Here is a 12,971-nt window from a genome sequence, read left to right as displayed (position 1 = left end):
TCATGTAATAACTCTATTTTTGTAGACAAACTGAAAGTAAATAAATGTTTTTAGTATTTCATATTAAACTAGCCTTTTTTACTTTTTCTAATAAACATAAAATATAACAATAACATCGATATTAACCCTATCCCACCGCCCAACACTCCTCCATATTCTTCTAGATATATGCAAAGAAATATACTACCAATAAAAAATATTATTCCAAAGATAACAATCCACTTCCCTAGAAACTCTGCTACTTTATATAGAATTAAAAAGATAAACATAATCCCAACGATAATAGGTGCTATTACACTTTCAAATAAACCTTTTTCTATTTTTACAGTTTTGGGATCTTTATTCAAGATATTACATCCCTCCCTTTACTAGTTAACTTATGAATAATGCATTTATTCTATATAAGTTTACGAGTATCATTTACAACTTTCATTTCAGTTTTTATTTCTCTTTTGTTCTTTCTCTCTTATTCTTTTTCTATTTGCTATAAATTCTTGGCGTTCCTTTTCATGTTGTTCCCACGTAATATTAAATGATGGAAATTTAAAGCGACAATACACCAATAGGACGAATTCTGCTGATACTACAGCGAATATATATAATATTATTGTTTGTACAACATAAATTGCCATTTGGCTAAATGTATAATTAAGATTTAGAAAAATTAATATAAGTAGAACAATTACACTAATTGTCATTCCAATCGATAAATATAATTTTGCGTTAGTAAAAAATGAGACAGCTGGTCCTTCCGATTTATATCCTCCATGTTTTGCCTTTTTAAAAACATCAATTGTAGTTACAATGTGAGTACAAAGCGCCCCTAACATTATTAAACCAATATAAACTAACGTTTTATTATTACTTGGAAAATCAAACATTCCTTCAACCATCATAACGATAAATGGTAATGTTGCTAATTGAAAAGAATAAAATAAAGTCACGATGGCTTGGAGTTTCTGTAATTTAAAAGCAACCTTTAAAGACATGAAAATTATTAAAAAAATCAACTCCAAAATGTATAACTTTACCTCAGATCGTACCAAAAATGTTTCAAATGGTGTTAAAGAAACCTTATCACTGTTCAGCAAAATACCTAAAAACATGATGAGCATTGGTATAGAAGTATATACAAAAACTCCCCCATAAAAGATTCTTATATAATCCGGACTTAATCGATTTTTATTTACAATTTTGAAAAACCCTAAATCTTCTTCCTTTAGCATTCATCTTTCCTCATTTCGACGCAAAACTTATTTTTTTTCTTTGGTTTGCTTCTTTTCCTTCTCTTCATACATCTTTAGTCTTTTCTGACGTTCTCTTTCATGTTCCTCCCACGAAATATAAAATGACGGAAACTTAAATCTACAATAGACTAATAATTGGAACTCTGCTGCACCTATGGCCACCGCGTACAGTATAAGGGGCAATACAGAATACCAACCTATTTGCTCCATCGTATAATCATTATTAATATAAATTAAGATTAGGAGAGTTAATACATATAATATAGAAGCAATCATAAAAAAATCTTTTGTCTTACTAAAAAATGAAACTGAATTTTCCGACTTACTAAATACGGCTTCGCTAGCTTGCTTAAAGGTATTAATTGTTGTAAAAATATGAATAATAAAGGCTCCTAACAATAATAAGACTACATAAGTCAATGTAACACGATCATTTGAATAACTGAAAATACTCGAAACAACTACTGTTACAAATCCTATAGTCGCAAGTTGAAGTGCATATAGCAATATAACTATAGCTTGTAACTTTTGAAATTTAAAACGGGCTTTGGGAAATAAATATACAATAAGAAAAATGATTTGTAAGCTATACAAAAATAACTCTATTTTAATAATTGTTTCCTCTAGTAAACTAGGATATACTGACCAACCAAATTTCACCAAACCATAAATTAAACCTAACATTATTAATGAGGTGTATATGATTGAACCTAACATAAAACCTACAGCAGCCTCAGGACTTAAACGATTTCTACATGTTATTTTAAATTCATCTAAATCTTTTTCTTTTATATTCCACATCCAATTGTCCCACCTTTAACTACCTTTACTTAAATCATGTAGATTAAAAATAAAAACCTTCTCATTTTAACGAAAAGAGAAGGTTTTCTTGCTATTATACATTCATGCCATATTTAAAGCTTTCCCTCTTCAAATAACGTATTATAGTTAATCTTTGAAATTTTATTTCCGCTATTAATTTAGGCATTTTTACTTTTCTTAAAAAACACCAAATATGCAAATAATGACGAGATTAAGAGGAATACACCTGCCCCTATACCCTCATATATTTTAAAATAAACAGCAGCAATTATCACAAATATTGACATTATTATTATTAGAATCATTGTATATTTCATTATAAATTCTAACGCTTTATATATAGATACTATTGTCCTTTCAAAACAACTTTTCTCTGTTTTCAAAACATTCTGATCCTTATTCAAAGTAACACCTTCCTCTCTTTACAAATTGACTTTTGAATAAACTTTCCCCTTCAAAATAGCAACAAAGTGAACTATAGAACGTAACTACTACCAATACAGAATGAGCCCGTTGAAAATCACATGTCGAAATATTAAGTTAATTACATATAGATTTGAGAACGAAAAACCTCCTCATTCTAACAAGAAGAGAAGGTTTTATTTATGTCATTTCCCCAAACCCTATTCAAAACTATCTCTTTTATGATATTTCATGATGTTTCCATATTTTAAAAGTCACAAGCTTAAAATATTATTCTTCATTAAATACAGCAATCTTCACTTCAACATACTGTAAAGACTCATCACCGCTAAACACATGATAAATTGGCGAGGCTAAATTCAGATTATTATCCTCCATATACAGAAGCATTTCACCATATACTTGCTCTGTTAATTTTTCATAATCTCCCGTATATCGTTTCATGAGCATCTCATCAACATAATAATAGCTCCTAAATTGAAGTGTTTCTGATGCTGGAATTTTATCTTCATTCACTGGCATGAATAATTCAACGAACATATTTTCATCAGATGGTATATTTTTCAAAGCATAAAACATCGGACCTTTTACTGTTAAATTCGCTGTTGCAATTTCTGACATAAAATGTTCAATTGCTTCTTCCATATCTTCGTAATGAAAATAGTACTCTTTCGAAACAACATTTGTATATGCAATACTTTGTCCTTCAATTATCATTTTATTGTTTCACCTACTTCTATAATAGGAGCATAAATATCTAGCCACATGTCACCGTATACATCTAAACATACGTGATAAAAACCGTTATCTAATTTAATATGATGCTGTTCTGCAAACTCATGTATTAAATTATAAGCCTCCTCAATATCACCATCTTCATCAGTAAATCGAACACTTAATGCCTCTTCAATAATTAATCCATCAACGTATTCATATGCAGAATTCTCTCCTAATTTAACACGCTCATTTACTGGAACAGAATACGTATATTCACCGTACTCTGGTTCATTTTCCAATGGCTGATATTTAAAAAGAACAGGACCTACTGCATATATTCCATTATGAACAACTTGATTTCTCAGTGCGATAGCAGGTAATAACCAATCTTCTTTTTTTACAATTTGAGTAATACTAATTAAATTTAAAAGTGATAATGCTTTATATTGAATTTTCATAATAACTACTCCTTTTACTATACTTTCTCTTGGCTATATTTTTTATGTTTCTTCAAATGTCACTTACGCTCTCCTTCATATTCCTTCCACATTATAGTAAATGACGAACATTTAAATCTACTATACTCATTTCCTTTACGCCTTACGTTTTGATTTACCTTTTTTATTTTTCTTTTGATATCTTGGAGACTCTCGTTTATGTTGCTCCCATGATATGTTAAATGACGAAAATTTAAATCTACAATAAGCTAATAATTGAAATTCCGCTGCACCAATAGCCACTGCATACATTAAAATATTCCCTACTACCCCCCCCATTATAAAATCGTCTAAAGCAAAATCATTACGAAAATAACTCAAAATAAGTAGAATTAGTACGTATATTGTGGCCACCTTCATCATAGTTCCTTTTGTATTACTAAAAAATGAAGTGGATCTCTCATCCGTACTAAATGCACCTTTACTCGCTTGTTTAAATGTATCGATTGTTGCCATAATATGGACAATAACTGCTCCTATAAATAATAACCCTGCATATATTAATGCAATCTGGTCAATTGAAGAATTAGCTATTTCAAAAACAATAAAAACAGTGAACCCTATAGTCCCTAATTGAAATGCATATAATAATACGACAAATGTTTGTAACTTTTGAAATTTAAATTGAGCTTTTGGAAATAAATATAGAATAAAAAAGATTATTTGCAGAGCATATAACAACACTTCTAGCTTAACAATTTCAATATCATTGAAAAGAGCTATGCAGTAATCCCAACCAGCTGATAAAACAATAGAAAAAATAGCTATTGAACTATACAGTATTCCTCCAAACATAAACACCATTGCACCCTCAGGACTTAAACGATCTTTACATGTCATTCTAAACTTATCTAAATCTTCTTCTTTTATATTCCCCATCATCTATAAGCACCTTTCGTGTAGTCTAATTACCAAAATACAGATTTTAGTTTTTCTCCTATTTTTAATTTTTCATTAATCTTTTCAGTTACATTTTTCACTCCTTTTTTAACATAATCTATCGCATTGTCTTCCCCATTCCATTTTTTATTTAATAGCCATGTACCAACTACCGCCGTACCAGCTCCTACCACAGTACCAAGCGGCGGAAGGAAAAACGATCCTGCTACAGCTCCAGCTGCCATCGCTCCAGCATTCGCTCCAATATCTACAGCTGAATCTGTTGCTATATCCACTACATCTTTTAACTGCCAACCACCTTTTCTATCATCTACACCTTGCTTAGCGTCTACAATATTACCTCCAACTGACACAACCGCTCCAAAAATACCTGCTCCTTTCAATATTCCTCCTGCTTTACCTAGGCCTTTAAAAGCTTCTTTCCATTTCATAGGATTAATATCCTTTAAGCCGTCTGCCCAAGCAGCTTTAAATGAACTCAGTCCTTTTTTCCCAATCGCGGTAGGCCATCCTTTGTTCACCCGATCCATCTGAAAATCTGCGTAATTTTGAAACTCTGGTAATTTATAAATATTTCTGCGTGCCTTTTTTATTTGTTCCTTTGTTGTTTTCAAACCTTCGAATTTAAATTCTAATTTATCCTTTAAATATTTGAATAAAACGTCATCTTTATTATCCATTTTAAGTATTCTTTCTGCTAAAACCATATCTTCTTTCTTAGAAGTCGATAATGTATATACCCCTTTACCTTTTCGGCCTTTAGGATCAAAAAGAACTTCCAAACCCAATTTCTTTTTAACATAATGCATGCGTATGTAAGCATTTAAAGTAGCCTTAGCTCCCTTATTCCCAATATCAAACTTAGTCATGGCATCTGCCAATCCCTTAATGATATTTCCAATTGATGTGTCAGCTAATAACTTCCCTATTGAGGCGCTAGACAAATTCCCATTATTCACTTTTATTTGTTTCATTCCCTCATCTATTTTACGCATTAATTCATCAAACTCTTGCAGGTCACTTTGCTTACTGTTATAAGTCTCTAATTTTTCTAATGTATCACTGATTTCTTTTTGGCTTTTGACAGCGCCTTCAGTGATGCTTGATGATGATGGATATTGAATTGCGACGATGTCACTAATCGTACCTACTGTTTTTTTCGCCTCTTCATTAGAGTGGCTAAATCCCTCACTATATCCATTAACTTTTTTCTTTACATCATCCAAATAACTTCCATGAATTTTTGCATCTGCATCACTTTCAACCTCACTGTTAAACTCCTCTATTGCTTTTTGAAATTGACTTTTTAACACTTCGGCTGTAGCTGTAAATCCAGTGATAATAGTTCCATGAACTGTCGATAAATATTCCTTAATATCCGCAGCAGCTTTCCCTTGAAAAGAGTTAATTTGTGTAAAGTCCTCTATTTTTTGCTGCAATGTTTCCAAATATTGATTTAATTCTTCAGCATTTGAATTAAATCGCTCTTGCAGTTCTTTTACTTCTTGTAACTCTATGATTTTGCTCATATTTTCTCCCCCCTCTCCCTTTACATAGCACGGTGCGCTGAACTGTCTTTCAAATCTTTTCCAAGCTTTTCATCTTGCTGAACTATTTCTTGTCCTGTTTGCTGAATTCTACTAATATCTTTTTGTAGTATTTGTTCATATTGCTGCACTTTTTTCGATAACTTTTCAATCGCTTCACAATATTTTTTCAGTTTACTTAAATTCGTACGACTCAACTGCATACCATTAAATTTAGTCTTACCTAAATCACTAGCGCCACTTTTCAATTCACTTACTTTCGCATCAAATACCCCTTTATTTAATTTAATTTCCCCCATTTATCATTTCCCCGCTTTCTGTACTTCTACTTGAATACTAGCGTCAACCATTGAAACACTTCTACTTAGAGAAAGAATACTAGACTCACATGTAGCGATTTCTCTTTCAAGCCGCCGTATGGCTTGATCGATGTCTTCTTGCACTCTCCCTAGTTCTCCAATAAACCTCCCTAAATTAGAAATGACTTGTTGTTCATACGTTTCTTTAAAAGCAGTTGCTCTTTGCCCTTTCCAACTACTCTCGTTTATTTCTAAAGACTTAAACTGCTCTTGATTTTGTTTAATTGCTTCAAGATTATTTACAAATTTCCCCTTAGCAGTTATTAGCCTTCGTAGTTTCATTTGTAATTCAGCCAATTGCCCTTGTTGATGACTTATACTACTTAATAAACCAGATTTTTGACTATTTAATTCCTCTATCCCCATGCAAATCCCCCCTTAAATAGTTGGCACTTTAATTCTAGTAGCAAAACGATTTTCAACAAAATACCCTTCAAATGGATTTAATTTTGTACTACTTAAATCTTTATTAGATACATCGAAGACCATTTGGCCTGATGATTTTCTAAGTAAAATAACATGAGATTGTGTTTTTATTGTTTTTGAAACTAAGTCGTATCGACTGTCAATTGAATCAACATCACAGCCAATTACGAAGTGGATGCCCATAAATGCACCATTTGTTATTAATTCCGCTAAACTATATATATCGCTATCTTCTAAATTACTTAAAATATCATTTACATCTGCAATTACAATTACAATCGGCTTAAATTTCTTAATAAATTCAGCTGGATTCACTGCTTCACTTGATGCTTCCTGTTCCTCTTTAAACGCCGCTTCTCTCGATTTATAAGCATTTGTAACTTGTTTAATCGTTTTCTCAATTCCTGTTTTTTCAGCTACATATAAAGCAGCACTCTCTCTATAGTTTGAGAAATTGCGTGTTCTTGTATCAATTAAACCTAGGTCAAAGTGTCCACTACCAGCTAATTGTTGAAGGAATTGATGAACTACATTTTCAACTTCATCTTTCTTGATTCCCCCTACAACAATATTAGCCGCTTCCGCTAAATCTAATTCGAGAGGCGTAACGCTTTCTGTTTCTACACCAAATGTTAGTTTGCCTGCTTCAATAATTTTTCTTGTTTCTGGCCATGCAATGAATTCTTTGTATTCCAGAACTTCAGGTACCATAGGAATTGCTTTCGGTCTTTCTCCATCCCAGAAGGAATCCATCTCTTTTCCTTCAGCTTGTATATTTTCAATTCGAGTAAGGACATCTTCTCCATTTGTCGGTAAAGCTGTTTGGAAGATTGTTGGTTCGTCAATTTTAACTAAACCACGGCCTGCTAATTCTTCAATTTTTAACTCTGTTCTTCCTACAATAGCTCTAGATTCTGCCTCATCTATCATATATAGAGCAATTTGTAGTTTAATATTTGTATTTACTTGTACTCTCAATGCATTTTGACGTGTAGCCGTAAGCATTAAATGAATTCCTACTGCTGCCCCTTCACGTACAATTTGTGCAACAATGCGTTCAAAGTCTTCGACAAATCCAGCTTCTCTAACAGCATCATAGTTATCTAACGTAATTAATACTGTTGGTAATACTTCCTTACTAGCTCTCTCATACATTTCAAGACTCGCAACTCCATATTTACTTAGCAATTGCTTTCTATCTTTTAATAAGTCTTCTATGCGACGAAGAAACTTCTCGCATTTTTCAACTTGGTCTAATGTAATGATGTCCGCCACATGTGGTAATGATTTTAATGGCATTAAGCCATTTGTTCCGAAGTCTAATAAATACACATGCAAATGCTCCGGACTATGCTGACGAGCTACATCCATAATGACTGATTGTAAGAATGTTGATTTTCCGTAGCCTGGGCTTGAGAAGACCGCTACGTGTCCGTCTTTACTAATATCTAGTGTTAATGGTGTTTGTGATTGTAATTCAGGCTGATCTAGTAGACCAACTGTTGCTTTTAATGGTTTCTTTTCTTTCGTCCATGCTTCTTTGAACTGAATAGCGTGTAAGTCTTGTAAATATACGCTTTCTGGAAGTGGCGGTAACCACGGTCTAGCTAACGCTTCAATTTCATTTATTTCTGCGTAATCGTGAATGTAGTCAATAACAGCATCCAGTTCAGATGGTACGCTTATTACTTCTTTACTGCTACCAAGTCCACTTAAGTCTTCACTTAATATTTCATATTGTCCTAGATCATTTATTGCATAGATTGTTGCGTCTAAATGTTCTTTATCCTCTTTGTTTTCTACATAGTCTGCTCCGCTCCAAGCTGATTGGAATAGTTCATAAATTTCATTATTCCCAACTTGTAAGTACGCACGTCCTGGTAATGTAATTTCAGCAGCATCTGGTGTTTTTAAAATTTCATTACTATCTGACGTATTTTGAACTTTTAATGCTAGTTTGAATTTCGAGTTACTCCAAATTTGATCATCTACAACACCACTCGGTTTTTGCGTAGCTAATATTAAATGGATTCCGAGTGAACGACCGATACGCGCTGTTGAAACTAACTCTTTCATAAATTCTGGTTGTTCTGACTTCAGTTCCGCGAATTCATCACTAATTAAAAATAGATGTGGCATCGGTTCACTTACTAAGCCTTCTTTATACAATTTTTGATACTGATTAATATGGTTTACATCATTTTCCCCAAATAAGCGTTGTCTTTTTTGCAATTCAGCTTTAATTGATGCGAGCGCTCTCATACTTTGTGCTCCATCTAAGTTCGTAATTGTTCCTAATAAATGCGGTAAGTTTTTGAATAAATTCGCCATACCGCCGCCTTTATAGTCAATTAGTAGAAAGGCTACTTCGTAAGGATGGAAATTGACCGCTAGAGATAATATATACGATTGTATAATTTCCGACTTACCTGAACCTGTTGTACCTGCTATTAACCCGTGTGGTCCGTGTGCTTTTTCGTGTAAGTTTAAGTTTACGATATCTTCTTTACCACGTAATCCAAGTGGTACAGCTAAAGATTTATGCGCTGCATTTTTCTCCCAACGACTTGTGATATCCAGTTCTTTTACTTTCTCAACACCATACATTTCTAAAAATGTTACACTTTCTGGGATACTATTTTTTAAGTTTTGCAAATGATTTAACGGTGCTAATGCTCGTGAAACATCTTCTAAATTGAACCCTTTCGGTACGTGATTTAGTTTAAATTGACGGTTAACAAGCTCTCCTTGTTCTAAGATGATGTTCCCTTGTTTTGCATCTCTTATATCAATTACCGTTTTCACGTGCTCCGGTAAACTTTGCATAACATCTTGTACAAATACAAGTGATACACCTAATTGACTCGGATCATCATTAAAGAATTCCATAACAACATGGTCTAGTATTAGTTTTTCATCTGTAATGAGAACGACATAGTGCGGTGCAAAGTACATTTTTTCATTCGTTGAACTTTTTTCATCTAGTTTTAATTTTCGTTCTTTCAATATTTGATACAAACTATTTAACACTTGATCACGGCTACGATCATGGTACACAAATCCACGTACATTTATATCGCGAACACTTCCATGAGGTAACCAGCGCATCCAATCCCATTTTTCTTTTTCTTCTTCAGGAAAAATAGTAATAAACTGCAAGTCATAATAACTATGGAATAATGCGGTTTGTACAACTAATAATTGTAATTGTTCTAACACTAAAGAGCGTTGTCCAATATAGCCAACCGGTCCATTTATCAAATCTGTTACAACAGGTACATCTTCCAATGATAGATAACGCTGTCTTAGTTCACGTGCTATATCAATTAATTCATCTTTCGTTTGACTAAATTCTTCTTCATTAAATTGGATTTCAAAACTTGTATTAGCTTGTCCTGTCCCAACGCTAAATGTTAAGAAATCATGATGTAGCATTGTTTTTTCATATATACGTGGATTTACTTGCACAGCCATATTACGTATCACTTCAACATTTGGATTATGATATTGTAATGCATGACGTTGCTTTTCACTTTCTGCATGTAAATCTTTCGTTTTTTGTTTTATATACTCTCTATAACTTTTATCACGTTCCACAATGTCAATTTTATATTGCTTTAAATTTTTTATATAAGATGTGACAGAAACAATAATCGTTACTAACGTCATCGCAATCGATGCAATAATAAACATTCCATATTTCATAAAGATAGCAAGTAATACTGTTACGACAATCATGACAAGAGATGGTGCAATGATTCTTGCCAAATGCTCAGTCGGTTTTGACGGCATACTTGAAGGTTTTGCAATTGTCATTTTCTCTTCTGGTTCACGGTAAATAATACGTGGTGAACGATGATAGTCTGGATAACCACTTTGATAATTTGTTTCTGATTCTACTAAAATAGGTAATGTAGATTTAACGTTCTCTTCTGAAGACAATACTTGAATATCTTCACTGCCTATCTCTACTAAAACACCATCAAAATATAATACGTCTCCTGCTTCTAACATAACGCTACCTTTTAACTTCGTATAATTATGAAATACATCCCCGTCATATACGTTCACTTTAAAAGAATCGTACAACGTTTCACGAGATAACATTAAATCCACGTTCGTTCCGGTAATAGAAATATCATCATAACTGTTTTGACTCAATGTAAGAGAATGTTTCGTTCCGATATCAAACACTTTATTTGTACCAATAATAGATATAAAGATTTTCAAGCTCACATCTTTAGTTTTTCCAATCTCAAATTCCTTATTGAACTCTATTAATTGATTTTGTACCATCCAAGCATTTACTTCATTATTCCACTTTAACTCTACTTCTTGTTCTAAACTTGGATTCGTAATATCATTTGTCCACTCTTTTCCAATCGACACTATTGATTGCTCATTTGGATGTAATGTGCACTTATATATTTTGTCTCCATAAGTCAATACTAATAGTTGCTCCATCCGTGTTCACTGCTCCTTTTCAACTGTCTCATCAAGTGCTTCTTTACTCTTTTTTCTCTGTGTTCGACGAGTCTTTATCGTTTGATGCATCGCCATATTTCTTTTTATACTCATTTAATTGTTGCTCATATGTTTTTAACTTTTGATCACGCTCTTCACCTGATAAATCCGGATTATTTTTCAGTGATTCAATTTGTTTAACAAGGCCGTACATAATAAGCTGAGGATCATCAAGAGTTTTAGCTAAATCTAATGATTTATCAAAATCACCTTTTCCGTTATACATCCAATACAACAAATACTTTTCATCACTTTTCAAACTAATATTTTTCATAATTGATTTCTTTTGATCTTCGCCTAGTTTTTCAGCTGTAATGTATGCAAATGCTAACTCATATTTAGATGCAATCGGTAATGATTCAAATTCCTCTTCATTTAATTGCGTAATTACTTTGTCATAATCAGTTGCTATGAAACTCACATTTGCTTCTAATAATTTATTTTGATAAGGAAATTTTATAAAAGTGAAATATATTAAAGGAGCAGCTAAAATAACTGTCGCCGCTATGAAGGAAAAAGCTAAGTATTTAAATGATTTATAGCTCTTTTTAGGTACTAACTGCATATTTTTTTCTGTTTTTGTTTGTTCCTTCTCAAAGCTGTCATCAAGAAACTGCAGTAATGCATCTAAGCTTTCCATTTGAGCAACTGTCTGTTCAAATGTTGTTTCTTTTGCATCTTTTAGTAACCCAGCATATAAATCATCAAAATTGTGCTTTTCGGAGAATAAAGCAATAATTAGACACTTGTATTGCGTTAAAAATTGCTCTTCTAACAACGGGGTTGGTGGAACAATATCTCGAATTCCTCTATGTATAATACTTGGCATTAAATTCGCATTAAAAACTATATTGTCTGGATGTAAAAAGAACGTAATTCGTTTATTTAAATATTTACGAAATTGCGCAACATTTCGAAGCAGTCTCAATTTCTCATTTCTTCCAAAACGGCCAAGGTCGTCCCACTTATATAATTTTTTGTCGACTTGAAATAGAAACGTAAACATATCATCCATTTCTTCTATCGTTAATGGTACAAAGTCAGATGATGCGCCCGTAATTATATCGAATTGACGGAAGTCTTTTATACGTGTTTGAGATTTTGTCATCTCCAATTTCCAATTTTCTTTTTCTATTTGAAATTGATAGTTCATTGCATCAATTTGAATTGTTTTTTCCGTCATGTTTATCCTCTTCTCCTTTTCTTTATAACCAGTAATAACTTATTTTCAAAAAACTACAAGTAAGAAATATTCTTTATAAAACTTGTAAAATATCTCCGTCTGTTATTTGGTGATCAATTAAACGATCATTATCTGTTAAAATAATTGACTTATTTTTCACTTTCATTACAAAATGTGAACCTTCATGACTATCAATCTTTAACGTATCTAATAAGTTTTTCAATAAATATTTAATAGATTGATGATTCGGAATACGCAAATCATATGTATTTCCATTCCATTTACTAAAATCTACCGTTACATTAATATGCGTTTGTATTGCCATT

General features: G+C 32.4%; 13 protein-coding genes. All 13 read right to left on the bottom strand.

Translation table 11 applies throughout. The annotated features are described in order from the left end of the window. Positions 1 to 68: 68 nt before the first annotated feature. Complete coding sequence (locus QCI41_RS00585) at positions 69 to 347, bottom strand: hypothetical protein (protein WP_353838725.1); 279 nt, start codon at positions 345 to 347, stop codon at positions 69 to 71. 87 nt (positions 348 to 434) lie between these two features. Further along, positions 435 to 1,226, bottom strand: coding sequence for a hypothetical protein (locus tag QCI41_RS00580; protein ID WP_353838726.1), 792 nt, complete (start codon positions 1,224 to 1,226; stop codon positions 435 to 437). A 27-nt stretch (positions 1,227 to 1,253) separates the two neighbouring features. Beyond that, positions 1,254 to 2,048, bottom strand: a complete 795-nt coding sequence (locus QCI41_RS00575) for a hypothetical protein (protein WP_353838727.1) — start codon at positions 2,046 to 2,048, stop codon at positions 1,254 to 1,256. A gap of 179 nt (positions 2,049 to 2,227) precedes the next feature. Further along, positions 2,228 to 2,473 (bottom strand): hypothetical protein, encoded by a 246-nt coding sequence (locus QCI41_RS00570; protein WP_353838728.1) that lies wholly within the window; start codon positions 2,471 to 2,473, stop codon positions 2,228 to 2,230. Positions 2,474 to 2,762: 289 nt separating this feature from the next. After that, on the bottom strand, positions 2,763 to 3,209 hold the full coding sequence (locus QCI41_RS00565; RefSeq protein ID WP_353838729.1) for a DUF5085 family protein: 447 nt from the start codon (positions 3,207 to 3,209) through the stop codon (positions 2,763 to 2,765). Continuing rightward, positions 3,206 to 3,667, bottom strand: a complete 462-nt coding sequence (locus tag QCI41_RS00560) for a DUF5085 family protein (protein ID WP_000701784.1) — start codon at positions 3,665 to 3,667, stop codon at positions 3,206 to 3,208. Before QCI41_RS00560 ends, QCI41_RS00565 begins: the two co-directional genes overlap by 4 nt. Before the next feature lie 135 nt (positions 3,668 to 3,802). Then, entirely contained in the window at positions 3,803 to 4,585 is a 783-nt protein-coding gene (locus QCI41_RS00555; RefSeq protein WP_353838730.1) for a hypothetical protein, read from the bottom strand. 29 nt (positions 4,586 to 4,614) lie between these two features. Continuing rightward, positions 4,615 to 6,135 (bottom strand): T7SS effector LXG polymorphic toxin, encoded by a 1,521-nt coding sequence (locus QCI41_RS00550; RefSeq protein ID WP_353838731.1) that lies wholly within the window; start codon positions 6,133 to 6,135, stop codon positions 4,615 to 4,617. A gap of 20 nt (positions 6,136 to 6,155) precedes the next feature. Further along, positions 6,156 to 6,452, bottom strand: coding sequence for a TIGR04197 family type VII secretion effector (locus QCI41_RS00545; protein ID WP_353838732.1), 297 nt, complete (start codon positions 6,450 to 6,452; stop codon positions 6,156 to 6,158). A 3-nt stretch (positions 6,453 to 6,455) separates the two neighbouring features. After that, the gene (locus QCI41_RS00540) at positions 6,456 to 6,878 is read right to left on the bottom strand and encodes a YwqH-like family protein (protein ID WP_088121953.1); all 423 of its coding nucleotides are present in this window, start codon (positions 6,876 to 6,878) and stop codon (positions 6,456 to 6,458) included. A gap of 12 nt (positions 6,879 to 6,890) precedes the next feature. Continuing rightward, positions 6,891 to 11,402 carry a type VII secretion protein EssC gene (gene essC, locus QCI41_RS00535; RefSeq protein WP_353838733.1) on the bottom strand — a complete coding sequence of 1,504 codons (4,512 nt, stop codon included), beginning with the start codon at positions 11,400 to 11,402 and terminating at the stop codon, positions 6,891 to 6,893. Positions 11,403 to 11,445: 43 nt separating this feature from the next. Beyond that, on the bottom strand, positions 11,446 to 12,645 hold the full coding sequence (essB, locus tag QCI41_RS00530; protein WP_046959240.1) for a type VII secretion protein EssB: 1,200 nt from the start codon (positions 12,643 to 12,645) through the stop codon (positions 11,446 to 11,448). A gap of 73 nt (positions 12,646 to 12,718) precedes the next feature. Next, positions 12,719 to 12,970: an EsaB/YukD family protein gene (locus tag QCI41_RS00525; RefSeq protein ID WP_353838734.1), complete on the bottom strand. Its 252-nt coding sequence runs from the start codon at positions 12,968 to 12,970 to the stop codon at positions 12,719 to 12,721. Position 12,971 lies beyond the last annotated feature (1 nt).

The sequence above is a fragment of the Bacillus cereus group sp. MG4 genome, from assembly GCF_040460055.1.
GTDB classification, from domain to species: Bacteria; Bacillota; Bacilli; order Bacillales; family Bacillaceae_G; genus Bacillus_A; species Bacillus_A wiedmannii.
This window is presented reverse-complemented; position numbering and strand designations above follow the sequence as displayed.